The following is a 25,977-nucleotide window of genomic DNA, read 5'->3' as shown; positions in this document are numbered from 1 at the left end:
AATTTGTGGAATGTAATTCCAATAAATCAATTTGCGGCGCGAGGTCATAACAATGAGAAAGCACCTGGTGGACATTGAAGACGGCGAGAGCTTTGACATCGTCGTGGTGGGCGCCGGTGGCGCCGGTCTGTCGGCGGCACTGTTCGGCGCCATCGAGGGGGCCAAGGTGTTGCTGGTGGAGCGCAGCGAGTACGTGGGCGGCACCACGGCGTTTTCCGCCGGCACCACCTGGGTTCCCAACAGCCACCATGCCGCCTCGGTGGGCGTGCACGACGACAGCCTGGAGAAAGCCAGTGGCTATCTGGACTTGGCGGTGGGTGCGCGTTCCGACCCGGCCTTGCGCAGGGCGTTCCTGGAAAACGGCCCGCGCGCGGTGGCCAAGATAGAAGCGGGTTCGGCGGTGCGCTACCGGGCCCGGCCGTTCCACCCCGACTATATTTCTGACCTCGCCGGCTCGACCTTGAAGGGCCGGGCGCTGGAGCCCCTGGCGTTCGACGGGCGCAGGCTGGGGGAGCGCTTTCGCCTGGTGCGCCCACCCATTCCGGAATTCACCGTGCTGGGCGGCATGATGGTGGACCGCGACGATGTCGGGCACCTGCTTAACCTGGGCCGCTCGCTGGCCTCGTTCAAGCACAGCGCCAAGCTGTTGCTGCGCCAGGCCATGGACCGCCTCAAGCACCCGCGCGGCACGCGCCTGGTGATGGGCAACGCGCTGGTGGCCAGCCTGCTGTATTCCCTGGACGAGAAGGGCGTACCGGTGCTCACCGACTGCCAGATGGACCGCATCGTCAAAGGCGCCGATGGCGTGCAGGCCATTGAACTGTCCCAGCGTGGGGTCAAGCGACAGGTGCAGGTGCGCGGCGGAGTGGTGCTGGCCTCCGGTGGTTTCAATCGTCACCCGGAACGGCGCAAGGCGCTGCTGCCGGGTATCGACGCGCGTTGCTGCCCAGGCGCGCCTGGCCATACCGGCCAGGCCCATGATGTGGTGCAGGAGGTTGGCGGCCATTACGGCGAACCCGGCCTTAGCCATGCATTCTGGGCGCCGGTGTCGATCCGCCAACGCGCCGATGGCAGCCAGGCAGTGTTTCCGCATTTCATTCTCGACCGCGGCAAGCCGGGCATGCTCACGGTCAACCAGCAGGGGCGGCGTTTCCTCAACGAGTCGACGTCCTATCACCTGTTCGGCATCGGCCTGCAGAACGCCGGCGTGGCACCAGGCTACCTGATCACCGATGCCGAAGGCTTGCGCAAATACGGCCTGGGCATGGTGCGGCCGGGTGGCAAGGGGTTGCAGACGTTCCTGGATGATGGCTACCTGACCTGCGGCGCCAGCCTGGCGGAGCTGGCGCGGCAACTGGACATCGATGCCCAAGGGTTGCAGGACAGCGTCAAGCGCATGAACGAGTATTCGGTGACCGGTGTCGACCTGGATTACCAGCGCGGCACCACGGACTACCAGCGCGCCAACGGCGATGCCGCCAATGTGCCCAACCCCAACCTGGGGCGCATTGCTACTGCGCCGTACTATGCCGTACGCCTGTACCCGGGGGACATCGGCGCTGCTACCGGGTTTGCCACGGATGCGCACGCCTGCGTGCTGGACAGCCACGACCAGGCCATTGGCGGCCTGTACGCGGTGGGCAACGACATGCATTCGGTGATGGGCGGCACCTACCCGGGGCCTGGCATTACCCTGGGGCCGGGGCTGACCTTTGCCTTGCTGGCGGCCGAGCATGCTGCAGCACGGGCCAAGGGGCAGGCCAGCCAACAGCGCCGCGGTGCAGAGCCTGTCGCTGCCCTGTAGCAGCGGCCATAGGCCGCGTCCTGGCCCGCGCGGTGCCTGGGACGCGGCCTGCGGCCGCTGCTACGGGGGCGTGATCAAGGTTGCCTGGGCCGCCTGCAAGGCGGCCTTTGCCCACGCGTGTACGCCCATCTGTGCGACGCGTCGGTCATTGGGAATTTCAACGCTGACCGGCAACTGCGCCGGCAGCTGTTTCCAGATGGCCTTCAAGTCGATGCCACCTTCGCCAGGCAGCAGCCGCTCGCAGCGTGCGGCGTGGACCAGCGCGTCTGTGCTGGCAGGGCGTTCGGCCGGGCCGTCGCAGATCTGCGCGTAGTGCAGCCATTGCGGCGGGATGCTGGCCAACTGGTCGAGGCGGCTGGCGGAACGGTCGAAGTGCAGGCTGTCCACCAGAATGCCGGCGTTGGGCCGGTCGGCCTGGTTGACGATCTGCAGCGCGGTGCCCAGGTCGCACACGGCGGTCCAGGGCATGAACTCAAGGTCTGCGGTCAAGCCGTAGGGCTGCATCGCATCGCATAGCCGTGCGTAGTTGGCCACCAGCCGCGCGGGTTCGGGGTCGTCGCCCGCCACCAGTACGGCTTTGGCGCCCAGCCGCGCGCCGACCTCGAAGAAGGCTTCGAAGGCGGCCGGGTCGAAGTCGGCGTTCAGGCGGATCAGTTCCAGGTCAAACACGCTGACACCAGTATCGGCCATGCGCGCCAGGGTTTCGCGCAACAGCGCAGGGTCCTCCATCAACGCGTAGGCGACCGCCCCCGGCGCCACCGGCAGCAGGCGCAGGCCGGCGTGGTCGTAGCCGGCGCTGGCGGCAAGGTCAATCATCTGCGGCGGGTTGCAGTGCAGGGCGGTCAGTTGGGCAAGGGCAAAGGCAGGGCGCATGGTGTTCTCCCGTGGGCAAGAAAAAAGCGCACCCGAAGGTGCGCAGGGCAGGTATCAGGCCGACGCGGCCAGGGTTGGCTGGCGTCGCTGGTGACGGTATTTGATGGTCAGGGCCACGATGCCCAGGGCGGCGGGCAGGGTGAGGAACAGGAATACCTGGTTGAAGTGCCAGTCGGCGGCCAGCATCAGCGCGCCAACACCGGCGCCGCTGATGGCGCCGAAGCGGCCCATGCCAGTGGCCCAGCTGACGCCGGTGGCGCGGATCTGCGTGGGGTAGAACTGTGTGGCCAGGGCGTAGCTGCCGGTGTTGACGCCGTTGATGAAGTACCCCAACAGCACGATCAGCGGGCACAGCACCTGGATGGTCGGCTGCTGCAGGGCGATCAGCACTGCGCTGAAACCGCCGCCCAACAGGGTCAGGCCCACCACCTTGTGGTGGTCGAAGCGGTCCATTTTCATGCCGATGGTGAAGTTGCCCAGCACGCCCCCGGCTTGCAGCAGCGAGCCGATCAGCGCCGCCTGGGACAGGCTCAGGCCGGCGTCGCGGCTGATCAGCGGCAGCCAGCTGGACAGCAGGTACATGGTCAGCAGGCCCATGAACAAGGTCACCCAGATCATGCAGGTGCCCAGGCGGTAGCGCGGGGCGAACAGGGCGCCAACCGAGCCTTTGTCCTGGACTTTTTCCTCCGAGCTGTAGAACAGCGTGTCAGCGTTGGCGAGGCCCGGCGCCACCTTGTCGACGGCCTGCAGCAGGCGCTGCTTGAGGTCGGGGCGGTGCACCAGGAAGTTGATCGACTCGGGCAGGCACGCCAGTATCAGCAGGGCGAAGACGATGGGCAGCACGCCGCCCGCCACCATCACCGAGGGCCAGCCGAAGTGCTCGATCAGCGCTTCGCTGCCGATGCCGCCCAGGGTGGCGCCGATGGTGAAGCCGCAGTAGATGCCGGTGACCATGTGCGAGCGGCTGCGCTTGGGCCCGTACTCGGCCACCAGGGTGGCGGTGTTGGGCATGGAGGCACCCAAGCCCAGGCCGGTGAGGAAGCGCAGCACGGTGAGGCTGGTGATGTCGGTGGCGAACGCCGAGGCCAGGCTCCACACGCCGAAGAAGAACACCGAACCGATGATGACCTTGCGCCGCCCCAGGCGGTCGGCCATGGGCCCGGCCACCATGGCGCCGATGGCCAGGCCCAGCAGGCTGCTCATCATCACCGGGCCCAGGTCGTGGCGTGCAATGCCCCAGTCATCCACCAGCGCCGGGGCGACGAAGCCGATGGCGGTGGTGTCGAAGCCATCGAAGGCCAGCACGATAAAACCCAGCAACACCACTAACCATTGACGCGCGCCCATGGGGCGGGCGTCGAGGAAGGTGCTGACATCCACGCGAGCGGAATGAGGCATGACGATACTCCCGATTTTTTTATTGTTGGGTGAGGCTCGGGAGTGAAAATAGCAGCAGTGGAATGCAATTCCAAATATTAATTATTTATCAATGTTAGCCTCGTTACGTGGCGGTCATGGTCGAGAACTTTGGCACGCTGCCCAGTTCGGTCTGCGCCAGGTCCTTGGCGGCGGCCAGTAGCGCGGGCACCAGCGCGTGCATGCGCTCGGCGCTCAGGCGCACGCTGGGGCCGGCGATGCTGATCACCGCCGACGGCGTGGCTTGCCCGGGGTGGTACAACGCGGTGGCGATGGCAGCGGCCCCGGCTTCGAAGCTCTCGTTGACGCAGGCATAGCCATCGGCGCGAGCCTGGTGCAGGTTGTTCAGCAGGGCTTCGACGGTGGTCGGCGCATTGGGCCCATACTCGCCCGGTTTTGGCAGGCCCTGGCGATACACCAGTTCCAGCGCCTGTTCGTCGCTCAGGCAGCTCAGCCAGGCCAGGCCCGAGGCGGTGCAGCCCAGCTTGGCTTCGGCGCCCGCGTCGGGGTCATAGCGCAGGCCGCTGCGGGTGCCCTGGGCCTTGCCCACCCACACCAGGTGCTCGCCGTCGACGATGCCCAGGCGCACCAGCTCGCCCGACTCGGCGGCCAGGCGCTCGAGAATCGGCCGCGCCAGGTCTACCACGCTGGCGTGGGCCAGGTGCTTGAGTGCCAGGGAGATGACCTTCAGCGCCAGAATGTAGTTGCCGTGCTGCGGGTCCTGGCGCACGTAGCCTTGTTCCACCAGGCAGGTGAGCATGCGGTGCGTGGCGCTGGGGGCGATGCCCAGGCCTTCGGATATCTGTTGCAGGGGCAGGCCGGCGGCCTTGCCGGCCAGCAGTTCCAGCGCGCAGAGGCCGCGCTCCAGTGCGTTGCTCATGAGGTGTCCCGGGAATGGCATTGAGGGTTGGAATGCCATTCTGCCTGCTTGCCCCGGTTATCGCTACAGCGCGGCTGGCGCCATGGTCCGGCCTTCGCTGGCGGCCCGTTGCGCCGCCTGCACCAGCGCCAGGGTGCGTGCGGCGTCGGCTGCGGTGACCAGCGGCGCGCACGCTCGGCGCGCTACCTGCACCAGGTGGCGCAGCTGGTTGTGCATGGCCAGGCTGTTGTCGGCCTGCTCTTGCCGGCACAGCAGCGGCGAGTGCCAGCCCCGGGCGTCGCCGTACTGCCACAGTTTGAGTTGCGGCAGGCTCAGCGAGCCTTCCGTGCCGGCCAGCAGCAGGCAGGGCTGCTCGGGTTGCTGGGCGAACACCGCCGGGTTCTCGCCGGCGTTCTGGTCCCAGCCCCAGGGCGCGGCGGTGGCGTCGGAGCCGGTGAGGGTGCCCAGCGCGCCGTTGGCGAACTGCAACAACAGCGCCGCGCTGTCTTCCACCGGCAGGTCGCGGGCCAGGTGGCTGGTGATGGCCTGCACCTCGCTGACTTCGCCGCACAGGTAACGCATCAGGTCGAGGTCATGGATCAGGTTGATCAACAGCACCCCGGCACCGGGCTCGCGGCGCCAGCCAACGTCGAAGTAGGCGTCGTCCTTGCGCGTCTGCCACAGCCCGGTCACCGTGGTCAGCCGGCCCAGTGCGCCGCTCTCGATGATCTGCCGGGCGCGGGTGATGATCGGGTTGTGGCGCCGGTGATGGCCAATCAGCAGCGGCACGCCGGTGCGGCGTTCGGCCGCCACCAGCAGCCGCGCCTGCTCCAGCGAACAGGCCACCGGCTTCTCCAGCAGCGTGGCGATGCCGGCTTCCAGGCAGTCGATGGCGGTGGGCACGTGCAGGTCGTTGGGGTTGGCGATGATCACTGCATCAGGGCGAACGCTGTCGAGCATTGCCTGGTGGTGCGGGTAGCTGGGCACGTCGAAATCATCGGCCAGCTGGCGGGTAAAGGGGTCGGCGACCGCCACCAGTTGGGTCTCGGGCAATTGTTGCAAGTACTGGGCGTGTTGACGGCCCATGGCGCCGGCGCCGATGAGGGCGACGCGGAGGGGAGATGGCATGCGCGTGTTTCCTGATTGTTGTTCTTGGCTGCAGGGGGGTTCTGGAATCTAGTTCCAAAAAACCCTCCATGCAACCGTTCAACCGCAATCAGGTGTCGCGCAGCACCGCCAGCGGGCTGGCATTCAAGGCGCGGCGGGTGCCGAACACACCGGCGCCGCCAATCAGCAATGCCCCTACCAGCGGCAGTACCAGCAGCCAGGGGTGGAAATGCCACTGCAGGTTGAACGCCAGCCGGTACAGCGCCAGGCTGATCAGCTCGGTGCCCAGGGCCGCCAGCAGGCCACTGGCGGCGCCCAGCAGGCCGAACTCGATGCGCCGTGCCTTCACCAGCAGGCGCCGCTCGGCCCCCAGCGCGCGCAGCAGCGCGCCTTGGCGAATGCGTTCATCGAGGGTGGCCTGCAGGCCGGAGAACAGCACCGCCATGCCCGCCGCCAGCACGAACAGCAACACGTACTCCACCGCCAGGGTCACTTGCGCGAGGATGCTGCGCAGCTGCTCCAGCAACGCCTCCACCTGCAGCAGCGTCACCGCCGGGAATGCCCGCGCCAGCTCCACCACCTGCTGGTCATGGCCGGGGGCGAGGTAGAAGCTGGTGAGATAGGTGGTAGGCAGGTCCGTGAGAGTGCCGGGTTGGAAGATCATGTAGAAGTTGGGTTGGAAGCTGTCCCAGTGCACCTCGCGCAGGCTGGTGACGCGAGCCTGGCGCTCGCTGCCGCCGATGTTGAAGGTAAGGGTGTCGCCCAGCTTCAGCTTGAGGCTGTCCGCCAGCTTGGCTTCCACCGAAACCCCGGGGTTGGCCGGGTCCGGTGTCGGGCCCCACCATTGGCCGGCCGTCAGGCTGTTGCCGGTGGGCACCTCGGCCGACCAGGTCAGGCTCAGGTCACGCTCGGTGGCCTGGTCGCCGCGTGACTCGCGGGTGACCAGTTGGCGTACCGGCTCGCCGTTGACCGCAGTCAGGCGCCCCGGAATCACCGGGTACAGCGGCGCCGACTTGGCCGAGTAGCTGGCCAGGCGTTGGGCGAAATTGTCCTTGTCACTGGGCAGGATGTTCAGCGCGAAATAATTGGGGGCGTTCTTCGGCAGCTGGTTCTGCCAGGTGTCCAGCAGCTCGCCGCGCAACAGGGCAATCAGTGCCATGGACAGCAGAATCAGGCCGAACGCCAGGGACTGCCCGGCGGCGGCCAGCGGGTGGCGCAGCAATTGGCCCAGGCCCAGGCGCCACGCCAGCGGCGCACCGGCCAGCAGCCGCCGCAGGCTCTGCAGCGCCAGCAGCAACACGCCGCCCAGCACCAGCGCCGCCAGCAGCCCGCCGGCCAGCAGGGCGAAGGTCAGCAGCAGGTCCAGGCTCAGGCGCCACATGATCAGGCCCAGCGCCAGGATGGCCAGGCCATACACCAGCCACGTACTGGCTGGCACCGGCAGCAGGTCGCGGCGCAACACGCGCAGGGGCGGCACGCGGCCCAGTGCGGCCAGTGGCGGCAGGGCGAAACCGGCCAGCGCCACCAACCCGGTGCCGATACCTGCCAGGGCGGGCAGGGCGCCACCGCCCGGCACCGTGCTGGGCAGCAGGCCCTGCAGCAGCCTGAACAGGCCCAGCTGCGCCAGCCAGCCCAGCAAGGCGCCGCTGATACAGGCCAGCAGCCCCAGTACGCTCAGTTGAATGCAGAACGACAGCAGCACCTCGCGCCGCGACAGGCCCAGGCAGCGCAGCAGGGCGCTGGCGTCGAAACGGCGGCTGGCAAAGCGGCTGGCCGACAGCGCCACGGCCACCCCGGACAACAGCACCGCCACCAGGCTGGCCATGTTCAGGTAGCGCTCGGCCTTGCTCAGCGCGCCGCCGATCTGCTGGTTGCCATCGCGGGCATCCTGCAGGCGTTGGTTGGGCGCCAGGCCCGCGTGCACGGTTTGTGCGTAGGCGGCGAGAGCAATGGGTTTGCCGCGCCACAGGTCGCGGAAGGTCACCCGGCTGCCGGGCTGGATCACCCCGGTGGCGGCAAGGTCAGCCTCGTTGATCATCACCCGCGGGGTCAGGCTGTAGAAGTTGCCGGCGCGGTCGGGCTCGTAGGTAAGCACCCGCGCCAGGCGCAGGGTTTTGCTGCCGACGTCGATGCTGTCGCCGATCTTCAGGTTCAGCGCCGCCAGCAGCCGCGACTCTACCCAGGCTTCGCCTGGGCCGGGGCGCCCGCCTGCGGTTTCCTCGCCGTAGGGTTGGGCGGCGCTTTTCAGCTCGCCGCGCAGGGGGTAGTTGTCGTCAACCGCCTTGATGCTCGACAGCTGGATGCCGTTGTCGGTGGCCACCACGCTGGCGAACTCCACCACTCGCGCATGCGCCAGCCCCTGCTCGCGGCCCAGGCGCAACTGTTCCGGGCGCGGCGGCGTGGTGCCTTGCAGCACCAGGTCGGCACCGAGGAACTCGGTGGCGCGCAGCAGCATGGCAGCGTTCAGCCGCGCGCCGAAATAGCCGATGGCGGTGCTGGCGGCCACGGCCACCAGCAGGGCGAAGAACAGCACCCGCAGTTCACCGGCGCGTGCATCGCGCAGCAGCTGGCGGACCGACAGGGTGAGCAGGCGCGTGAGTGGCAATCCAGCCATCGGGTCAAGGCTCCAGGGGGCCGACCAGGCGGCCGGCATCAAGGCGGATAAGGCGCCGGCAACGGTGCGCCAGGCGTTCATCGTGGGTGACCAGCACAAGCGTGGTGCCGCGTTCCTTGTTCAGCTCGAACAACAAGTCGCTGATGCGCTCGCCGGTGTGGCTGTCGAGGTTGCCGGTGGGCTCGTCGGCGAACAGCACGTCCGGCTCGGCGGCGAAGGCGCGGGCGATGGCCACGCGTTGCTGTTCGCCGCCGGACAACTGCCGCGGTGAATGGCTGAGGCGCTGGCCCAGGCCTACCCGTTCAAGCAAGCTGCGAGCGGTATCGCGGGCGTCGTGGCGGCCGTCCAGCTCCAGCGGCAGCATCACGTTTTCGAGGGCATTGAGGCTGTCCAGCAGTTGGAACGACTGGAACACGAAGCCCACGTGTTCGGCGCGTACCCGGGCGCGCTGGTCTTCGTCAAGCTGGCTGAGGTCGCGCCCCGCCAGGGTGACATTGCCGGCGCTGGGCAGGTCAAGGCCGGCCAGCAGCCCCAGCAGGGTCGATTTGCCCGAGCCCGAGGCGCCGACGATGGCCAGGCTGTCGCCCTTGTGCAAATCCAGCGACAGTTCGTGAAGGATGGTCAGGTCGCCTTCCGCGCTGGGAACCACTTTGCTAAGGTTCTGAGCTTTGAGGATGCTGATGCCCATGGAGAATCCGATGCGAATGTTGTGGTTGAGTGCTGGCCTGGCGCTGATGGTGCTGGCGCAGAACGCAGCGGCGGGTACCGTGCTGGTCGTGGGCGATAGTATCAGCGCCGGTTTGGGCCTGGATACCAGCAAAGGGTGGGTGTCGTTACTGCGACAACGGCTTGAGCACGAGGGTTTCAAGGATGAGGTGGTGAATGCCTCCATCTCTGGCGACACCTCGGCAGGCGGCCAGGCGCGGCTGCCGGCGCTGCTTTCGGCGCACAAGCCGGACGTGGTGATTCTGGAGCTGGGCGGCAACGATGGCTTGCAGGGTCACCCTCCAGCGCAATTGCAACAAAACCTGTCAGCGATGATCGATGGCGCCCGCGCGGCCGGTGCCAAGGTGCTGTTGCTGGGCATGCAGCTGCCGCCCAATTATGGCGTGCGCTACACCACTGCCTTCGCCCGGGTGTATGGCGACCTGGCCACGCAGAAACAGGTGGCGTTGGTGCCGTTTTTCCTTGAAGGGGTGGGCGGGGTGCCGGCGCTGATGCAGGCCGATGGCATCCATCCGGCGGTGAATGCTCAGGGCAAGTTGCTGGAAAATGTCTGGCCGCAGCTAAAACCGCTGCTTTGACGCTTTTCTAGCAACCGCGTTTCGGCTAATGTGGCGCCCCCCGATCTGGAGCCCCCAATGCCGCGTCCCGCCTGGTCCCTGTTTGCGTACCAACTTATCGAGCCCGATGAGCAGCTCGATCTGTTCGCGTGCCAGGAAATTCGTGTGCACCTGATCGCCCGCCAGCTAGAGCTGGGGGGCTCCGCCGACCGTACGTTGTGCGGCACGCTGTTGCCGGCCCAGCCACGCTGGTCAGGGGTGGCCGCGTCGATTTTCCGCGACCGGCGCCTGTGCCCGTTGTGCAAGGCCATCCTGCAGGCGCAGAAAAAGGGCACCCGGCCGGTGTGGCCGGAACTGGCCAACTGATTTTCTGTTCATCCGCTGGCCGCCCACAGGCCTCCCGGTAAGCGGGGCGTCGGTGTACAATCGACCGATTATCCCTCTCGTTTTGCAAAGGATCCTCGGATGTTGCCGCGCTTTTCCGTCGTCACCCGTTGCCTGGCCCTGACCGCTGCCATCGCCGCCGGTCCCGCTGCGGCACTGGAATTCCCCCTGCCGCCGCCTGGCCAGGACATCGTCGGTCAGGTCCAGGTGATCAAGGCCAAGTACGAAGACACCTTTGCCGACCTGGGTGAAGCCAACGACCTGGGCTACCTGGAAATGATCGCCGCCAACCCTGGCGTCGACGCCTGGCTGCCGGGCGCCGGCACCGAGATCGTGCTGCCCACGCGCTTCATCCTGCCGCCGGGCAAGCGTGAAGGCATCGTGATCAACCTGCCTGAATACCGCATGTACTACTTCCCCAAGGGTGAGAACGTCGTCTACACCTACCCGATCGGCATTGGCCGCGAGGGCTGGGGTTCGCCGATCTCGCAGACCAAGATCACCGGCAAGATCCCCAACCCGACCTGGACTCCGCCCGCGTCGATCAAGGCCGAGCACGCCGCTGACGGCGACCCGCTGCCGAACGTGGTGCCGGCCGGCCCGGACAACCCCCTGGGCCCGTTCAAGTTCACCCTGGGTATCCCGGGTTACCTGATTCACGGTTCGAACAAGAAATTCGGCATCGGCATGCGCACCAGCCACGGCTGTTTCCGCATGTACAACTTCAACGTGCTTGAATTGTCGAAAATGGTGCCGGTGGGCACGCCGGTGCGCATCATCAACGAGCCGTACAAGTTTGGTGTCAGCGCCGGCAAGATCTACATCGAGGCGCACACCCCACTGGACGCCAAGGGCGACCCGTCGGCGGTGGACAAGCACACTGCGGTCATCAACGCGATGCTCAACCGCCCGGATCTCAACGGCACCAACATGCAGATGAACTGGGATACCGTGCGTGACGTGGTGGCGGCCGAAGACGGCATGCCGGTGGAAATTGCCGCGCCGGGCGTGGCGGGGTCTGCCAATGACTCCATCATCTCCACGGCGCCGGTGACGCCTGCGCCGCAGGTGCCGGTGCAGAAGATGGATTGATTGCCAGTAGGCATCAAAAAAGGGGGAGGCCGCTGATGCGGGCTCTCCCTTTTTTTTGTGGGACACACGACAGAGCATAAAAACGCGCTGGGTCGACAAAGGTCCGCCGCCGGGCGAACAAGGCGGTCCCGGGAGATAGCACTGGAATGGCACGCTGGAAACAAACCGGTAGGAGCGGGCCGAGCCCGCGAAGCGCCGCGCGGGCGCCGCGCGGTTTTGCATGCGCAGAATAAACATCGACTGGCACTTGGCTGCCATGACGCGATATCGACGCGGAGGTTCTTGACCCTATCGCGATTGACGTGCGTCAGGATCGAGGAGTCCTTGGGTGCATGTCGTGAAATTGTGGTGACGCTATCAGGTGCCAGCCTGTATCGATTTTGCGTCCATGAGACCGCGCGCCGCCCGCGCGGCGCTCGGCCCGCTCCTACAGTTTGTTTCGAGCGTGCCGTGCCAGTGCAATCTCCGGGGCCCGCCTTGTTTTCTCAGTGTCGGATCGGTGTTGTCCAAAAGGGGGAGGCGAACAACACCCATAAAAAAAGCCAGCCCACCAAAGGTGGGCTGGCCTTGCAACAATCCCGAGGGACTATTACTTACGGCTTGCCTTGTCCAGCATGCGCAGAGCGCGCTCGTTGGCTTCGTCAGCAGTCTGTTGAGCTTTCTGGGCAGCAGCCAGAGCTTCGTCAGCTTTGCGATAAGCTTCGTCAGCACGAGCTTGAGCGCGAGCCGAAGCATCTTCGGTAGCGGTCAGGCGAGCTTCGGTTTCTTTGGAGGCGCTGCTGCAACCGGTAGCCAGGACGGCGGCCAGAGCCAGAGCAGAGAATTTCAGAACGTTGTTCATCGTGATCCCCTTCAAGGACTTTCTAATTAAAGCCATCTCTCGTGAGTGAGAAAATAGCCGGCGTACATAGTACCCATTACTTGTAGTAAGTAAAATGACCTAAAGCAAGAAGCAAAAAAAATTCTCGCATGCCCTTGTCTTGTAGCGGCGACAGCCAGGGTACAGCTTCCAGCGGCCACTCTGGAAAAGGCTTCAGGGCGATGACAGGGTGTGACCCAGATCACCTTTGCAATGGCCATTATTTAACCTTGGCAAAGCATCCCGGTGTGTTTGGTAAAGCCTGCTAAAGTGTTTTTTACTGAACTAGTAGTGACTTGAAGTGTCGGCAGTCGTCAAAGGTTTAACATTCGGCAATGTTCAGTCGCGGCTGCCTTCAGATGTTCGGTCACGCAATTGCTGCGCGGGGCCGGGCGAGTGTCTTGAGTGTCGGTGGCAACGGCGCCTACTATTGAGCAACGTGCTCCTTTGAATAGAGAACGACAAAGCTCGTCTCGGTGTCGAAACAGGCACGGGGTGGCGTAGAGGTTCCTTCGCCGGAAAAACATCGGTAAGGTAAGGGTCACATACAAGACCCGCGAGGAGTTGTGATGAGCGAGGCGTTGTCCATCCACCATGACCAGGCTGGTCATCAATTCGAGACCAATGTGGACGGTCATCGTGCCTACCTGACCTATATGGACCTGGGTAAGCAGACCCTGGATATCTACCGTACCTTCGTGCCCAACGCGCTGCGCGGCCGTGGCATTGCCGCGGCCCTTACCGAACAGGCACTGGCCTATGCCGACCGCATGGGCTACACCGTGATTCCATCGTGCTCGTACGTCGAGCGCTACATGGAACGTCACCAGCGGCACGCCGCCAAGACCTGAACACACGTCGGCCAACAGGCAGACAAGCAAACGCCGGGGCATGCCCCGGCGTTTTCGTGTGCGTGGACGTTACCCGCGAGCGCGTTTTGGCAGCACGTCCTTGAGCTTGGCGTGCATGTTGCGCAGGGTGGTTTCGGTGCTGGCCCAGTCGATGCAGGCATCGGTGATGGACACGCCGTATTGCAGTTCGGCCAGGTCCTTGGGAATGGCCTGGGCGCCCCAGTTCAAGTGGCTTTCCACCATCAGGCCGATGATCGAATTGTTGCCCTCGACGATCTGGTTGGCGACGTTCTCCATCACCAGCGGCTGCAGGGCCGGGTCCTTGTTGGAGTTGGCGTGGCTGCAGTCGACCATGATGTTGGGGCGGATGGCAGCCTTGTTCAGGGCCTGCTCGCACAGGGCGACGCTGACCGAATCATAGTTGGGCTTGCCGTTGCCGCCGCGCAGCACCACGTGGCCGTAGGCGTTGCCCTTGGTGGTGACGATGGACACGCCACCTTCCTGGTTGATGCCCAGGAACCGGTGCGGGCTGGACACCGACTGCAGGGCGTTGATGGCCACGGTCAGGCCGCCGTCGGTGCCGTTCTTGAAGCCCACGGCCGAGGACAGGCCCGAGGCCATTTCGCGGTGGGTCTGGGATTCGGTGGTGCGCGCGCCGATGGCCGACCAGCTGATCAGGTCCTGAAGGTACTGCGGCGAGATCGGGTCGAGGGCCTCGGTGGCGGTCGGCAGGCCCATTTCGGCCAGGTCCAGCAGCAGCTGGCGGCCAATGTGCAGGCCATCCTGGATCTTGAACGAGTCGTCCAGGTACGGGTCGTTGATCAGGCCCTTCCAGCCGACGGTGGTGCGCGGCTTCTCGAAGTACACGCGCATCACCAGGTACAGGGTGTCGCTGACTTCGGCGGCCAGGGCCTTGAGGCGCGCGGCGTATTCGTGGGCGGCCTTGATGTCGTGGATCGAGCAGGGGCCGATGACCACGAACAGGCGGTGGTCCTTGCCATCGAGAATGTCGCGGACAACCTGGCGACCCTGGGTCACGGTCTTCAGCGCGGCCGGGCTCAGGGGGATGTCCCGCTTGAGCTGGTCGGGGGTGATCAGGGTGTCATTGGAGGCGACGTTGAGGTCGTCGATCGGTAAATCAGCCATCGTGTTACTCGTCAGGTCACGGGTGCCGGCCGCCAGCGATCCCCCCGCGCGGCGGAGCACAGCTTATTTTGGGCGCAGCGGGGATCGGAACCTTAGCGCGAACGCAGGGGCTGCGACAATGGGGCGCGGTGTAAATGCGTAACGAATTTAATACGAGGTGTCGCTGAGGCTGGCCTGGGAAAATTCCGCGGCGTGCCGCTCCACCCATTGCCGTGCCAGGGCATCGATGCTTTCCACGCTGGCGGAAAACGGTGATTGTATTTCGCAGTACTGCTGGATCTGGCAGACCTGCTCGCCCATGCGTGCGCCAAACAGCGTCTGTTCATCGGTAAAGGCCACGCCGATCAGGTAGCCTGCAGGCTGTTTGCGGCACCAGGCCACGTAACCGGGGTAGCGCAGGCCGTTGTTCAGGGTGGGCATGCTCAGGTCGACGGCGGTGCCGGCGCGGTAGGCGCGGTGATGCTGGCAGGCTACGCCGCCCAGGCTGATCACGTGCAGGCGGCGGGCGGAAAGGGCAGGGCGGTGGCACAGGTTCAACTCTACGGCTACATCGAAAGGATGAGGAAGAAAACGACCCATGAACACTGGCTCCGAGTGTCAGCTGGTTGACGAAGATGCCTGCAACGCGTTGCAGGAACTGGAACTGACTGATTTGACTATAGATCATGCATTGCTGGATGCGCCCGGAACATCGCTGCTGATTTTCACCGGCGCCGGCTGTGCCAGTTGCCGCGTGGCGCGCCGTGAACTGCCGCGCCTGCCGCTGGCAGTGGACCGCCTGTGCTGGATTGATGCCGGCGACAACTTCGGGGCGGTGCAAAGGTACGAGGTCTTTCACCTGCCTGCAATCTTTGTCGTCCACGACGGCCAGTTCCACGGTGCGTTGAACGCCCGGTTGCTGGCCGGCGAGATAGACCTGCGCGTGCGCGAGGCCTTGCTGCGCGCGCCCGACGAGCTGCCCTGAGGGGTGGCATTCAGGTTATGAGCGGAGCGTCGGACTGTGGGCAGCGCTGCTAAGCTTGTGCAAGCTCTGCCGTTTTGGCAGTCGAGGAGATCACATGATCCGTTCGATGCTGTATGCCACTGACCTGGGGCTGTATGCCCCCTACGTGATGCAACACGCGCTGGCCCTGGCGCGTACCTTCAAGGCCGAGCTCTACGTGATTCATGCCGTGGAACCCATGGGGCTGTTCGCCGAGTCGGTTTTGCAGAGCTACCTGGACGAGCCTACCCTCAACGAACTGCACAGCGAGGGCCTGAGCACCATGATGGCCGGCATCGAGCACAAGGTGCTCGACGGCTTTCGCGAAGAGTTGGGGGAAGGCCAGCAGGACCTGGCCCTGATTACCGCCGTGCGCGTGCGCCAGGGCGACCCGGCCCAGGTCATTCTCGACCAGGCCCAGCGCCTGGCAGTGGACCTGCTGATCGTCGGTAGCCACAGCCATGGCGCCGGTGCCGACATACCCCTGGGGCGCACTGCGGCGCGGGTGCTGCAGCTGTCGCCGGTGCCGGTTTACATGGTGCCGCTGTCCCAGCAGCTGGGCCGACGCAAGGCGTAGGCGCGGTTCAAGGTGCACTCGCGTACAAATTTTGATAAAAAGTTCTAGATTTATTACCCAGACCATTAATATAGTTATAACTCGTCGCTGTTGGCGTTTATCTGCTTTGAGGGATACATATGAAGCTTCAACAATTGCGCTACATCTGGGAAGTAGCGCACCACGACCTCAACGTCTCCGCGACAGCACAAAGTCTCTATACCTCCCAGCCCGGCATCAGCAAGCAGATCCGCTTGCTCGAAGACGAGCTGGGCGTTGAAGTCTTCGCCCGCAGCGGCAAGCACCTGACCCGGGTGACCCCGGCCGGTGAGCGCATCATCACCACCGCCGGCGAGATCCTGCGCAAGGTGGAAAGCATCAAGCAGATCGCCCAGGAGTTCTCCAACGAGAAGAAGGGCACCCTGTCCATCGCCACCACCCACACCCAGGCGCGCTACGCGCTGCCGCCGGTGATCAGCAACTTCATCAAGCAGTACCCGGACGTGGCCTTGCACATGCATCAGGGCTCGCCCATGCAGATCGCCGAGATGGCCGCTGACGGCACCGTCGATTTCGCCATCGCCACCGAGGCCCTCGAACTGTTCGGCGACCTGATCATGATGCCGTGCTACCGCTGGAACCGTTGCGTGGTGGTGCCGCAGGGCCACCCGCTGACCAAACTGCCGAAGCTGACCCTGGAAGTGCTGGCCGAATACCCAATCGTCACCTACGTGTTCGGCTTTACCGGCCGTTCCAAACTGGACGAGGCCTTCAGCCACCGCGGCCTGACCCCCAAGGTGGTGTTCACCGCGGCCGACGCCGACGTGATCAAGACTTACGTGCGCCTGGGCCTGGGCGTGGGCATCGTCGCCAAGATGGCGGTGGACGCCAAGCTCGACAGCGACCTGGTCATGCTGGACGCTGACCACCTGTTCGAAGCCAGCGTCACCAAGATCGGCTTCCGCCGTGGCACATTCCTGCGTGGCTTCATGTGCGACTTCATCGAGAAGTTCGCCCCGCACCTGACCCGTGAGGTGATGGCCAAGGCCATCCAGTGCCACAACAAGCAGGAACTGGAAGAACTGTTCGACGGCGTAGAGCTGCCGGTGCATTGATTTTCCGCCCGCAGGGCATAAAAAAACCGGCCAATCTGGCCGGTTTTTTTGTGTTCAGGCTTTCTGGATCAGGTTGCCTGCGTGCAACCCGCATTCCTTCTGCGTGGCTTCTTCCCACCACCAGCGGCCTTCGCGTTCGTGCTGGTTGGGCAGCACGGGGCGGGTGCAGGGCTCGCAGCCGATGCTGATGAAGCCGCGTTCGTGCAGGCTGTTGTACGGCAGTTCGAGCATGCGGATATAGCCCCAGACTTCCTCGCTGCTCATCTGCGCCAGCGGGTTGAATTTGTACAGCGGGCGCTCGGGCGTGGAGAACGCGCCGTCGATTTCCATCACCGCCACCTGGCTGCGGGTGCCTGGGCTCTGGTCGCGGCGCTGGCCGGTGGCCCAGGCCTTGACGGTGGACAGCTTGCGGCGCAGCGGTTCGATCTTGCGAATGCCGCAGCACTCGCCGTGGCCGTCCTTGTAGAAGCTGAACAGGCCCTTTTCCTTCACGAACGGCTCAAGCCGGGTGTGGTCGGGGGACACCAGCTCGATGGCGATGTTGTAATGCTCGCGCACCTGGTCGATGAACCGGTAGGTTTCCGGGTGCAGGCGGCCGGTGTCCAGGCTGAACACCTTGACGTTCTTGTTCAGCTTCCACGCCATGTCCACCAGCACCACGTCTTCGGCGCCGCTGAAGGAAATCCACAGCTCGTCGCCGAAGTGCTCGAAGGCAAGCTTCAGGATGTCCTGTGGGGACTTGTTGGCATAAGTCGCGGCGAGTTCGGCGACGTCGAGGTTCAGGCTCATCAGGCGGCTTCCTAGTTCATTCGGCGCTTGGGCGCTCATTTGTGTCCGATGGTAACAAAAAGTCCCTGTGGGAGCTGGCTTGCCAGCGAGTTTTTCATGGGGCTGAAAAGCTCGCTGGCAAGCCAGCTCCCACATTTACAAGGCGGCGAGGGTATCCATCAGCACCCTGACCTTGAACACTGATTCGGCGTACTCGGACTCCCAATCGGAATCCGCCACGATCGCGCCGCCGCCCCAGCAGCTCACCTGGCCGTCCTTCACCAGCAGGCTGCGGATGGCGATGGAGCTGTCCATGTGCCCGCGTACGTCCAGGTACAGCAGCGAACCGCAGTACAGCGCGCGGCGGGTGGGCTCCAGCTCGTCGATGATCTGCATCGAGCGGATCTTCGGTGCGCCGGTGATCGAGCCGCCCGGGAAGCTGCCAGCCAGCAGGTCGAGGCAGTCCTTGCCGGCGGCCAGCTCGCCCACCACGGCGCTGACCATATGGTGCACGTTGGGGTAGCTTTCCAGGGCGAACAGCTCGGGCACGCGCACCGAGCCGATCTTGCAGGTGCGGCCCAGGTCGTTGCGCAGCAGGTCGACGATCATCAGGTTTTCCGCGCGGTCCTTCAGGCTGGCCAGCAACTCGCGGCCGTTGGCGGCATCACGCTCGGGGTCGGCGTCGCGCTGGCGGGTGCCCTTGATGGGGCGGGTCTCGACGTGGCCATCACAGACCTGCACGAAGCGCTCTGGCGACAGGCTGAGGATGGCGCTGCCGTCTTCCATTGCCAGGAAGCCGGAAAACGGCGTCGGGCAGGCCTGGCGCAAGGCGCGGTAGGCGGCCCACGGGTCGCCATGGCAGGGGGCGCGGAAGCGCTGGGTCTGGTTCACCTGGTAGCAGTCGCCGGCGGCGATATAAGCCTGGATGCGTTCGAACGCCTGGCGGTATTGCTCGGGGGCAAGGTCGGGGCGCATGGGCGCGTCCAGCTTGAACGGGCCGGCCTCGCCGCTGGCCGGCTGGCTGAACAGCGCGCTCAGGCGCTGGCGCTCGTCGGTGCCCAGGGTTGGGTGGAACATCAGCTGGCTGGTGCGCAGCTGGTGGTCGCTGATCAGCGCCCAGGCGTACAGGCCCAGGTGGGCGTCGGGCAGTTGCAGGTCGTCCACGGCCAGGCTGGGCAGGTGCTCCAGGCGCCGGCCGAAATCGTAGCTCAGGTAGCCGATCAGGCCGCCGGCGAACGGCAGGTCCAGGCCTTGCGGCAGCTGCGCCGGGCCCAGGCGGCCGAGGGCGGCGCGCAGGCGTTGCAGGTAGGCGTCGCCGCTTTCATCGGGCAGCGCGCGCAGGGTTTCCAGCGGCCAGGCGCTGAGGATGTCGAAGCGCCCGCGCTCGGCGGCCGGCTTGGCGCTGTCCAGCAGGATGGCACCGGGGGCGTGACGGATGGCGGCGAACCAGGCGCCGGGGTCGGGGCTGTAGGGCAGGGGTACGACGGAGCAGGTAGGCATGCGGGCGGTGAAACACCATCGAAAAGCGAGGGGGGCGATTGTAGACCTGTGGAGGCAAACTTTGTAGCCGCTGCCATGTGGGAGCTGGCTTGCCAGCGAGCTGTTGTCGGCAAGCCAGCTCCCACAAGTCTCAGGCGGGTGTCGGCACGTGCCCGAACAACCCCTGGGTAAACCGCACCCGCTGCTCGGCGCTTTCCGTCAGCCCTTCGGCGGCCAGTTCCGCCAGGCGCGCCTCCACCGCCTCGGTGCGGTGTGTCAGCCCGCAGTCGTTGGCGATCTGGATGTTCAGCCCGGGGCGGGCGTTGAGCTCCAGGATCAACGGGCCCTTTTCCTGGTCCAGTACCATGTCCACGCCAATGTAGCCCAGGCCGCACAGCTCATAGCAGCCTGCAGCCAGTTTCATGAAACCGTCCCAGTTGGGCAGTTGCACGCCGTCCACCGCGTTGGTGGTGTCGGGGTGCTTGCTGATGATGCTGTTCAGCCAGGTGCCGCGCAGGGTCACGCCGGTGGCCAGGTCCACGCCCACGCCGATGGCGCCCTGGTGCAGGTTGGCCTTGCCATTGGACTGGCGCGTGGGCAGGCGCAGCATGGCCATCACCGGGTAGCCCATCAGCACGATGATGCGGATGTCGGGCACGCCCTCGTAGCTGATGCTGCGGAAGATCTGGTCGGGGGTGACCCGGTATTCGATCAGCGCGCGGTCGCGGTGGCCGCCCAGGGAGTACAGGCCGGTGAGGATGCTGGAAATCTGGTGCTCGATTTCATCGTGGCTGATGATGCGCCCCGACACCGTGCGGTAGCGGTCCTCGAAGCGGTCGGCCACCACCAGGATGCCGTCGCCGCCGGCGCCCTGGGCCGGCTTGATGACGAAGTCGCTGCGCCCGCCGATGATGGCCGGTAGTTGGCTGATCTCCTTTTCGGTGGAAATCACCCCGTACATCTCCGGCACGTGGATGCCGGCGGCGATGGCCCGTTCCTTGGTGATGATCTTGTCATCGACGATTGGGTACAGGCTGCGCTTGTTGTACTTCAGCACGTAGTCGGCGTTACGCCGGTTGATGCCCATGATGCCGCGCGCCTGCAGGGCTTTCCACGTCTTGACCAGGCCGAACATTCAGGAGTCCGCCTTGACGAAGGCCTTGAAGCGCAACAGCTCGGTCAGGCGGTAGCCCCGGTAGCGCCCCATGGCCAGCATGAAGCCGACCATGATCAGCAGGATGGCCGGGAAGGTGAACACGAAGTACACCAACTGCGGCACGGTCATCAGCAGGTGCGCCAGGGAGGCGGCGAACAGCGTGCCTACTGCCACTTTCATGGCGTGACTGCCCCCGCGTTCTTCCCAGGTAATGGACAGACGCTCGATGGTCATGGTCAGGATCACCATCGGGAACAGCGCCACCGACAGGCCGCGTTCCAGGCCCAACTTGTGGCTGAACAGGCTGATGGCGGCGATCAGCACCACCACGAAGGTCAGCACCACCGACAGCCGCGGCAGCATCTGCAGCTTCAGGTGTTCAAGGTAGGAGCGCAACGACAGCCCCAGCGCGGTGATCACCGTGAACAGCGCAATGCCGAAGCCCAGCTGGGTCTCGCGGAACGCCAGGGCGATCAGCACCGGGGTGAACGTGCCCAGGGTCTGCAGGCCGATCAGGTTGCGCAGGATCAGTATCACCAGCACGCCGATGGGGATCATCACCATGATCATGAAGGTCTGCTGGGTCTGCAGCGGCAGGCTGTACAGCGAGTATTCAAGGAAGTCGGCGTCAGTGTTGGCGTCGGTCAGCTTCGCCAGGCGGATGGCGTTCATCTCGCTGTTGTTGAGGGTGAAGGTCACCATGGCCTTCTTGCCGCCTTCCACGCTGATCAGGTTTTCATCGCCGGTCCACCACAGCAGCCGGTCGGCGGGCAGGCCCTGCTCGCCGGTGTCGGGGTTGAAGTACAGCCACTGGCTGCCGTTGAAGCTGCGCAGCCACAACTCAGGCGCCTGCGGCTGGTCGGCCACCAGGCGGATGGTGTGGACCTTTTCCATGGGTACGTGGGCAATGGACAGCAGCAGGTCGACGATGCTGGCCTTGTGCGCCGTGGACGGGTCGCCCGCCAGCAGCAGCTTGACGTTGTCGTCGGCCAGGTTGTTGACGCGCTTGATGGTCTCGCTGACGAAGGTCTCGACGTCGGCCGAATGCTGGCGAATCGGCGCCAGCAGGGCTTCGGCGGCGATTTTCTCCGGGCCGTCGATGGTCATGCTGTCGCGGAAGGTCGGGCCCTTGATCTTGGGTTTTTCACTGCTGTAGCGCTTGGTCAGCACCAGGCGGTAGTACAGGGTCTGGTTGCCACTGGCGCGGCGCGCCGACCAGGTGACCTTGCGGTTGCCGTCGATGCGGTTGACGTTCACCCCGTAGTTATTGGAGATGAAGCTTTCGTTCAGGCTCACGTAGTCGCGGGTCAGCGGTGGCACGAACATCTGGATCTTGACCGGGTCCTTGGGGCTCGCGACGAACTCGACCTTGGCGTCGATGTTCCACAGGTCGTCGGTCTCGTCCTCGGTCATGGGAATGCCGAGCACGAATATCTGATAAGCCGTGATCGCCAGGCCCAGGGTGACCAGGACGCCGATGAGGACTTTCAGATGGAGGGTAAGCGAACGCATCGGGATTACTCTGCGGTATGAGCGTTGCGACAGGCAGGTTTGCCGGCCGCATATTTTAGACTGGGGTCGACCAGCGCACTGAAATGCGTGAGTGCGTCGCTGCCGATCAGTAGCGGGTACTGGAACGCGCTGCGGTCGGTGAGGTTGACTTCGATGTCGCGTTCTTCAGTGCCCATGCACACGGCCAGGGTAATGACCGGGCGGGCGGTGTAGTGCTGGCCGGCGTCGGCGTCGTAGTCGCCGGCACGGCGCTTGATATGGCTGACGCGCGCCAGGGGGCGTTCGATGGGGTGGCTGTGGGCCGAGTCGATGGCCAGGTAGAAGCGCACCCAGGACTCGCCGTTGCGCTTGAAGCGCTTGATGTCGCGGGCACTGAGCGAGGCGGTCTTGGCGCCGGTGTCGAGCTTGGCGGCCACCTGCAGGTCGATATCGTCCAGGCGTGCGTATTCGTTGAGGCCGTAGGTGGTCTTTTCGGCGGCCGTGGCAAGGCCTGGGACGAACAGCAGGCAGATCAGGCGGTGCAGAGGCTTGATGGTCATGGTTCCCGGAAATCAGCACCCACGGCGCGGGCGGCGCATTCTAGCATGATGGTTTCATGGCGCCAGCGAACGGGGTGCGGTGTCAGGGTTATTTGAAACGGCGTTCCACGCCTTTCTCCACGAGGATCTTGGCGGAAATCTCCTCCACCGAGAAATGTGTTGAATTGATATTGGGGATGTTTTCGCGGCGGAACAGGTTTTCCACCTCGCGCACCTCGAATTCGCATTGGGCGAAGCTCGAATAGCGGCTGTTGGGCTTGCGTTCATGGCGGATGGCGGTCAGCCGGTCGGGGTCGATGGTCAGGCCGAACAGCTTGTGCTGGTGGGCCTTGAGGGCGGCCGGCAGCTGCAGGCGCTCCATGTCGTCCTCGGTCAGCGGGTAGTTGGCTGCGCGAATACCGAACTGCATTGCCATGTACAGGCACGTTGGTGTCTTGCCGCAACGCGAAACACCGACCAGAATCAAGTCAGCCTTGTCGTAGTAGTGCGTGCGGGCGCCGTCGTCGTTGTCCAGGGCAAAATTCACCGCCTCGATGCGCTCCATGTAGTTGGAGTTGTGCCCGATGGAGTGGGATTTGCCCACCGAATAGGACGAATGAGCGCTCAGTTCCTGCTCCAGCGGGGCCAGGAAGGTGGAGAAGATGTCGATCATGAAGCCGTTGGAGGTGGCCAGCACCTCGCGGATTTCCTGGTTGACGATGGTATCGAAAATGATCGGTCGCACGCCGTCGCGCTCGGCTGAATCGTTTATCTGCTTGACCATCGTCCGGGCTTTGTCGACGCTGTCGATGTAGGGGCGCGTGAACTTGTTGAACGTAATGTTCTCAAATTGAGCCAGCAGGCTCTGCCCCAGCGTTTCGGCGGTGATACCCGTGCCGTCGGAGATAAAGAAAGCAGATCGTTTCATTTGCGCCTTGGGCCTTAAGCTGGTGACGATTCTTGGATATGATAGGCCGGATTTGCCGGCCTTGATTGCCCGGCATTCTCACTTATTTTCCGGGTCCAGGCCATAAACACTCGGCACCCTCCCGTTTGGGAGCTGTACGGGTCCTGAGCTTTTCCAACACAGTTAGTGGAGAGATCACCTTGGTAGAGTACGTAGTTTCCCTCGATAAGCTCGGCAAACACGATGTTGAGCATGTGGGGGGCAAGAACGCATCCCTTGGCGAGATGATCAGCAACCTTGCCGGTGCCGGCGTATCGGTACCCGGTGGCTTTGCCACTACGGCTCAGGCATACCGCGATTTTCTCGAACAGAGCGGCCTGAACGCTCAGATCCATGCGGCGCTCGACGCCCTGGACGTGGATGACGTGAATGCCCTGGCCAAGACCGGCGCGCAGATCCGCCAGTGGATCATGGAAGCCGAGTTCCCCGAGCAACTGAACGCCGAGATCCGCACCCACTTCGCCGAACTGTCCAAGGGCAACCCGGACATCGCCGTGGCCGTGCGCTCCTCCGCTACCGCCGAAGACCTGCCCGACGCCTCGTTCGCCGGCCAGCAGGAGACCTTCCTGAACATCCGCGGCGTGGAAAACGTCATCCGCGCGGCCAAGGAAGTGTTTGCCTCGCTGTTCAACGACCGCGCCATTTCCTACCGCGTGCACCAGGGCTTCGACCACAAGCTGGTGGCCCTGTCGGCTGGCGTGCAGCGCATGGTGCGTTCGGAAACCGGCACCGCCGGCGTGATGTTCACTCTGGACACCGAATCGGGCTTCCGCGACGTGGTGTTCATCACCGGCGCCTACGGCCTGGGTGAAACCGTGGTGCAGGGGGCAGTGAACCCCGACGAATTCTACGTGCACAAGCACACCCTGGAAGCCGGCCGCCCGGCCATTTTGCGCCGCAACCTGGGCAGCAAGGCCATCAAGATGATCTACGGCGCCGAGGCCAAGGCCGGCAAGTCGGTGCAGACCGTCGACGTCGACAAGGCCGACCGCGCGCGCTTTTGCCTCACCGACGCGCAGGTCAGCGAGCTGGCCAAGCAGGCCATGATCATCGAGAAGCACTACCAGTGCCCGATGGACATCGAATGGGCCCAGGACGGTGACGACGGCAAGCTGTACATCGTGCAGGCCCGTCCGGAAACCGTGAAAAGCCGCTCCCAGGCCAACGTCATGGAGCGCTACCTGCTGAAAGAGAAGGGCACCGTGCTGGTGGAAGGCCGTGCCATCGGCCAGCGCATCGGCGCCGGCCGCGTGCGCATCATCAAGGACGTCTCCGAGATGGACAAGGTCCAGCCCGGCGACGTGCTGGTCTCCGACATGACCGACCCGGACTGGGAACCGGTGATGAAGCGCGCCAGCGCCATTGTCACCAACCGCGGTGGCCGTACCTGCCACGCGGCCATCATTGCCCGCGAGTTGGGCATTCCGGCGGTAGTGGGTTGCGGCAACGCCACCCAGCTGCTGGTCGATGGCCAGGGCGTGACCGTTTCCTGTGCCGAAGGCGACACCGGCTACATCTTCGAGGGCGAACTGGGCTTCGACATCAAGAAGAACTCGGTGGACGCCATGCCCGAGCTGCCGTTCAAGATCATGATGAACGTCGGCAACCCCGACCGCGCCTTCGACTTCGCCCAGCTGCCCAACGCCGGTGTCGGCCTGGCGCGCCTGGAATTCATCATCAACCGCATGATAGGCGTGCACCCCAAGGCGCTGCTGAACTATGACGGCCTGCCGGCCGACATCAAGGACAGCGTCGACAAGCGCATCGCCGGCTACAGCGCCCCGGTGGACTTCTACGTCGACAAGCTGGTGGAAGGCATCAGCACCCTGGCCGCAGCGTTCTGGCCGAAAAAGGTCATCGTGCGCCTGTCGGACTTCAAGTCCAACGAATACGCCAACCTGATCGGCGGCAAACTGTACGAGCCGGAAGAAGAAAACCCGATGCTGGGCTTCCGTGGCGCTTCGCGCTACATCAGCGAGTCGTTCCGTGAGTGCTTCGAGCTCGAATGCCGCGCCCTCAAGCGCGTGCGCAATGACATGGGCCTGACCAACGTCGAGATCATGGTGCCGTTCGTGCGCACCCTGGGCGAGGCGAGCCAGGTGGTCGACCTGCTGGCCGAGAACGGCCTGGGCCGTGGTGTCAACGGCTTGCGCGTGATCATGATGTGCGAACTGCCGTCCAACGCACTGATGGCCGACGAATTCCTGGAATTCTTCGACGGTTTCTCCATCGGTTCGAACGACATGACCCAGCTGGCGCTGGGCCTGGACCGCGACTCGGGTATCATCGCGCACCTGTTCGATGAGCGTAACCCGGCGGTCAAGAAGCTGCTGGCCAGCGCCATTGCCGCCTGCAACAAGGCCGGCAAGTACATCGGTATCTGCGGCCAGGGGCCATCGGACCACCCTGACCTGGCCAAATGGCTGATGGAACAGGGCATTGAAAGCGTGTCGCTGAACCCGGACTCCGTGCTGGAAACCTGGTTCTTCCTGGCCGAGGGCCAAGGCGCCGCGTAACGCTGCAAGGGGCGTCCCAGCGGGCGCCCCATTCTGTGGGAGCTGGGGTGCCCGCGCGCGGTTTTGGGTTTAAATATAGCAGGCAACCCCCCCCCCCCCGCGGTTTTTTTCTACCCGTTA

The 25,977-nt window shown here is 64.6% G+C and carries 24 protein-coding genes; 9 read left to right on the top strand and 15 right to left on the bottom strand.

All coding sequences use genetic code 11. The features are described from left to right. Positions 1-52 precede the first annotated feature (52 nt). Positions 53-1,804 carry an FAD-dependent oxidoreductase gene (locus AC0SZ7_RS21510; protein WP_475506269.1) on the top strand — a complete coding sequence of 584 codons (1,752 nt, stop codon included), beginning with the start codon at positions 53-55 and terminating at the stop codon, positions 1,802-1,804. A gap of 60 nt (positions 1,805-1,864) precedes the next feature. Here AC0SZ7_RS21510 and AC0SZ7_RS21505 read toward each other — a convergent pair whose 3' ends face one another. The 6 genes from AC0SZ7_RS21505 to AC0SZ7_RS21480 form a co-directional block, all read right to left on the bottom strand. After that, on the bottom strand, positions 1,865-2,677 hold the full coding sequence (locus AC0SZ7_RS21505; RefSeq protein ID WP_475506268.1) for a sugar phosphate isomerase/epimerase family protein: 813 nt from the start codon (positions 2,675-2,677) through the stop codon (positions 1,865-1,867). Positions 2,678-2,731: 54 nt separating this feature from the next. Continuing rightward, on the bottom strand, positions 2,732-4,075 hold the full coding sequence (locus tag AC0SZ7_RS21500) for an MFS transporter (protein ID WP_475506267.1): 1,344 nt from the start codon (positions 4,073-4,075) through the stop codon (positions 2,732-2,734). Positions 4,076-4,178: 103 nt separating this feature from the next. After that, positions 4,179-4,973, bottom strand: coding sequence for an IclR family transcriptional regulator (locus tag AC0SZ7_RS21495; protein WP_475506266.1), 795 nt, complete (start codon positions 4,971-4,973; stop codon positions 4,179-4,181). A gap of 63 nt (positions 4,974-5,036) precedes the next feature. Next, complete coding sequence (locus AC0SZ7_RS21490) at positions 5,037-6,080, bottom strand: Gfo/Idh/MocA family protein (protein WP_475506265.1); 1,044 nt, start codon at positions 6,078-6,080, stop codon at positions 5,037-5,039. Between the two features lie 88 nt (positions 6,081-6,168). Next, the gene (locus AC0SZ7_RS21485) at positions 6,169-8,673 is read right to left on the bottom strand and encodes an ABC transporter permease (protein ID WP_475506264.1); all 2,505 of its coding nucleotides are present in this window, start codon (positions 8,671-8,673) and stop codon (positions 6,169-6,171) included. 4 nt (positions 8,674-8,677) lie between these two features. Beyond that, positions 8,678-9,361: an ABC transporter ATP-binding protein gene (locus tag AC0SZ7_RS21480; RefSeq protein ID WP_475506263.1), complete on the bottom strand. Its 684-nt coding sequence runs from the start codon at positions 9,359-9,361 to the stop codon at positions 8,678-8,680. 10 nt (positions 9,362-9,371) lie between these two features. Between AC0SZ7_RS21480 and AC0SZ7_RS21475 the strand changes: the two genes are divergently transcribed. The 3 genes from AC0SZ7_RS21475 to AC0SZ7_RS21465 all read left to right on the top strand — a co-directional run bounded on the left by AC0SZ7_RS21475 (position 9,372) and on the right by AC0SZ7_RS21465 (position 11,432). Then, positions 9,372-9,977, top strand: coding sequence for an arylesterase (locus tag AC0SZ7_RS21475; protein ID WP_475506262.1), 606 nt, complete (start codon positions 9,372-9,374; stop codon positions 9,975-9,977). 57 nt (positions 9,978-10,034) lie between these two features. After that, complete coding sequence (locus AC0SZ7_RS21470; protein ID WP_475506261.1) at positions 10,035-10,322, top strand: hypothetical protein; 288 nt, start codon at positions 10,035-10,037, stop codon at positions 10,320-10,322. Between the two features lie 99 nt (positions 10,323-10,421). Further along, complete coding sequence (locus tag AC0SZ7_RS21465) at positions 10,422-11,432, top strand: L,D-transpeptidase family protein (RefSeq protein WP_475506260.1); 1,011 nt, start codon at positions 10,422-10,424, stop codon at positions 11,430-11,432. Between the two features lie 589 nt (positions 11,433-12,021). Here the strand turns inward: AC0SZ7_RS21465 and oprI are convergent. Beyond that, on the bottom strand, positions 12,022-12,273 hold the full coding sequence (gene oprI, locus AC0SZ7_RS21460) for an outer membrane lipoprotei OprI (RefSeq protein ID WP_008372139.1): 252 nt from the start codon (positions 12,271-12,273) through the stop codon (positions 12,022-12,024). Positions 12,274-12,860: 587 nt separating this feature from the next. On the opposite strand from oprI, the gene AC0SZ7_RS21455 reads away from it, so the two are divergent. Continuing rightward, positions 12,861-13,142, top strand: a complete 282-nt coding sequence (locus AC0SZ7_RS21455) for a GNAT family N-acetyltransferase (RefSeq protein ID WP_416423306.1) — start codon at positions 12,861-12,863, stop codon at positions 13,140-13,142. Positions 13,143-13,211: 69 nt separating this feature from the next. Here AC0SZ7_RS21455 and AC0SZ7_RS21450 read toward each other — a convergent pair whose 3' ends face one another. Then, entirely contained in the window at positions 13,212-14,288 is a 1,077-nt protein-coding gene (locus AC0SZ7_RS21450) for a 3-deoxy-7-phosphoheptulonate synthase (RefSeq protein WP_475506259.1), read from the bottom strand. A 147-nt stretch (positions 14,289-14,435) separates the two neighbouring features. Then, entirely contained in the window at positions 14,436-14,867 is a 432-nt protein-coding gene (locus AC0SZ7_RS21445; protein ID WP_475506258.1) for a PilZ domain-containing protein, read from the bottom strand. Here AC0SZ7_RS21445 and AC0SZ7_RS21440 point away from each other — a divergent pair. The 3 genes from AC0SZ7_RS21440 (at position 14,866) to cysB (ending at position 16,941) form a co-directional block, all read left to right on the top strand. Continuing rightward, positions 14,866-15,252, top strand: a complete 387-nt coding sequence (locus tag AC0SZ7_RS21440) for a YbbN family protein (RefSeq protein ID WP_475506257.1) — start codon at positions 14,866-14,868, stop codon at positions 15,250-15,252. The genes AC0SZ7_RS21445 and AC0SZ7_RS21440 overlap by 2 nt on opposite strands. A 94-nt stretch (positions 15,253-15,346) precedes the next feature. Continuing rightward, the gene (locus tag AC0SZ7_RS21435) at positions 15,347-15,847 is read left to right on the top strand and encodes a universal stress protein (RefSeq protein ID WP_475506256.1); all 501 of its coding nucleotides are present in this window, start codon (positions 15,347-15,349) and stop codon (positions 15,845-15,847) included. Positions 15,848-15,966: 119 nt separating this feature from the next. Further along, the gene (gene cysB / locus AC0SZ7_RS21430; RefSeq protein WP_475506255.1) at positions 15,967-16,941 is read left to right on the top strand and encodes an HTH-type transcriptional regulator CysB; all 975 of its coding nucleotides are present in this window, start codon (positions 15,967-15,969) and stop codon (positions 16,939-16,941) included. Between the two features lie 54 nt (positions 16,942-16,995). On the opposite strand, the gene AC0SZ7_RS21425 is transcribed toward cysB, so the two are convergent. The 6 genes from AC0SZ7_RS21425 to ppsR all read right to left on the bottom strand — a co-directional run bounded on the left by AC0SZ7_RS21425 (position 16,996) and on the right by ppsR (position 23,302). Then, on the bottom strand, positions 16,996-17,730 hold the full coding sequence (locus tag AC0SZ7_RS21425) for a phosphoadenylyl-sulfate reductase (protein WP_475506254.1): 735 nt from the start codon (positions 17,728-17,730) through the stop codon (positions 16,996-16,998). Positions 17,731-17,865: 135 nt separating this feature from the next. Beyond that, the gene (gene pabB / locus AC0SZ7_RS21420) at positions 17,866-19,209 is read right to left on the bottom strand and encodes an aminodeoxychorismate synthase component I (protein WP_475506253.1); all 1,344 of its coding nucleotides are present in this window, start codon (positions 19,207-19,209) and stop codon (positions 17,866-17,868) included. Between the two features lie 130 nt (positions 19,210-19,339). After that, entirely contained in the window at positions 19,340-20,323 is a 984-nt protein-coding gene (locus tag AC0SZ7_RS21415) for an alpha-L-glutamate ligase-like protein (protein ID WP_475506252.1), read from the bottom strand. Then, positions 20,324-21,856 carry an osmotic stress tolerance membrane protein RloB gene (rloB, locus tag AC0SZ7_RS21410; RefSeq protein WP_475506251.1) on the bottom strand — a complete coding sequence of 511 codons (1,533 nt, stop codon included), beginning with the start codon at positions 21,854-21,856 and terminating at the stop codon, positions 20,324-20,326. 5 nt (positions 21,857-21,861) lie between these two features. Further along, positions 21,862-22,395 carry a retropepsin-like aspartic peptidase RloA gene (gene rloA, locus AC0SZ7_RS21405; RefSeq protein WP_475506250.1) on the bottom strand — a complete coding sequence of 178 codons (534 nt, stop codon included), beginning with the start codon at positions 22,393-22,395 and terminating at the stop codon, positions 21,862-21,864. 88 nt (positions 22,396-22,483) lie between these two features. Beyond that, the gene (gene ppsR, locus AC0SZ7_RS21400) at positions 22,484-23,302 is read right to left on the bottom strand and encodes a posphoenolpyruvate synthetase regulatory kinase/phosphorylase PpsR (RefSeq protein ID WP_475506249.1); all 819 of its coding nucleotides are present in this window, start codon (positions 23,300-23,302) and stop codon (positions 22,484-22,486) included. A 179-nt stretch (positions 23,303-23,481) separates the two neighbouring features. Between ppsR and ppsA the strand changes: the two genes are divergently transcribed. Beyond that, entirely contained in the window at positions 23,482-25,857 is a 2,376-nt protein-coding gene (ppsA, locus tag AC0SZ7_RS21395) for a phosphoenolpyruvate synthase (protein ID WP_455925057.1), read from the top strand. Positions 25,858-25,977 lie beyond the last annotated feature (120 nt).

The organism is Pseudomonas sp. JC1203, from assembly GCF_056175065.1.
This window is presented reverse-complemented; position numbering and strand designations above follow the sequence as displayed.

Bases quoted from the DNA above. Each gene is read 5' to 3' on its own strand.
- AC0SZ7_RS21510 (WP_475506269.1), top strand. From the start codon at position 53: ATGAGAAAGCACCTGGTGGACATTGAAGACGGCGAGAGCTTTGACATC.
- AC0SZ7_RS21505 (WP_475506268.1), bottom strand. From the start codon at position 2,677: ATGCGCCCTGCCTTTGCCCTTGCCCAACTGACCGCCCTGCACTGCAAC.
- AC0SZ7_RS21500 (WP_475506267.1), bottom strand. From the start codon at position 4,075: ATGCCTCATTCCGCTCGCGTGGATGTCAGCACCTTCCTCGACGCCCGC.
- AC0SZ7_RS21495 (WP_475506266.1), bottom strand. From the start codon at position 4,973: ATGAGCAACGCACTGGAGCGCGGCCTCTGCGCGCTGGAACTGCTGGCC.
- AC0SZ7_RS21490 (WP_475506265.1), bottom strand. From the start codon at position 6,080: ATGCCATCTCCCCTCCGCGTCGCCCTCATCGGCGCCGGCGCCATGGGC.
- AC0SZ7_RS21485 (WP_475506264.1), bottom strand. From the start codon at position 8,673: ATGGCTGGATTGCCACTCACGCGCCTGCTCACCCTGTCGGTCCGCCAG.
- AC0SZ7_RS21480 (WP_475506263.1), bottom strand. From the start codon at position 9,361: ATGGGCATCAGCATCCTCAAAGCTCAGAACCTTAGCAAAGTGGTTCCC.
- AC0SZ7_RS21475 (WP_475506262.1), top strand. From the start codon at position 9,372: ATGCGAATGTTGTGGTTGAGTGCTGGCCTGGCGCTGATGGTGCTGGCG.
- AC0SZ7_RS21470 (WP_475506261.1), top strand. From the start codon at position 10,035: ATGCCGCGTCCCGCCTGGTCCCTGTTTGCGTACCAACTTATCGAGCCC.
- AC0SZ7_RS21465 (WP_475506260.1), top strand. From the start codon at position 10,422: ATGTTGCCGCGCTTTTCCGTCGTCACCCGTTGCCTGGCCCTGACCGCT.
- oprI (WP_008372139.1), bottom strand. From the start codon at position 12,273: ATGAACAACGTTCTGAAATTCTCTGCTCTGGCTCTGGCCGCCGTCCTG.
- AC0SZ7_RS21455 (WP_416423306.1), top strand. From the start codon at position 12,861: ATGAGCGAGGCGTTGTCCATCCACCATGACCAGGCTGGTCATCAATTC.
- AC0SZ7_RS21450 (WP_475506259.1), bottom strand. From the start codon at position 14,288: ATGGCTGATTTACCGATCGACGACCTCAACGTCGCCTCCAATGACACC.
- AC0SZ7_RS21440 (WP_475506257.1), top strand. From the start codon at position 14,866: ATGAACACTGGCTCCGAGTGTCAGCTGGTTGACGAAGATGCCTGCAAC.
- AC0SZ7_RS21445 (WP_475506258.1), bottom strand. From the start codon at position 14,867: ATGGGTCGTTTTCTTCCTCATCCTTTCGATGTAGCCGTAGAGTTGAAC.
- AC0SZ7_RS21435 (WP_475506256.1), top strand. From the start codon at position 15,347: ATGATCCGTTCGATGCTGTATGCCACTGACCTGGGGCTGTATGCCCCC.
- cysB (WP_475506255.1), top strand. From the start codon at position 15,967: ATGAAGCTTCAACAATTGCGCTACATCTGGGAAGTAGCGCACCACGAC.
- AC0SZ7_RS21425 (WP_475506254.1), bottom strand. From the start codon at position 17,730: ATGAGCCTGAACCTCGACGTCGCCGAACTCGCCGCGACTTATGCCAAC.
- pabB (WP_475506253.1), bottom strand. From the start codon at position 19,209: ATGCCTACCTGCTCCGTCGTACCCCTGCCCTACAGCCCCGACCCCGGC.
- AC0SZ7_RS21415 (WP_475506252.1), bottom strand. From the start codon at position 20,323: ATGTTCGGCCTGGTCAAGACGTGGAAAGCCCTGCAGGCGCGCGGCATC.
- rloB (WP_475506251.1), bottom strand. From the start codon at position 21,856: ATGCGTTCGCTTACCCTCCATCTGAAAGTCCTCATCGGCGTCCTGGTC.
- rloA (WP_475506250.1), bottom strand. From the start codon at position 22,395: ATGACCATCAAGCCTCTGCACCGCCTGATCTGCCTGCTGTTCGTCCCA.
- ppsR (WP_475506249.1), bottom strand. From the start codon at position 23,302: ATGAAACGATCTGCTTTCTTTATCTCCGACGGCACGGGTATCACCGCC.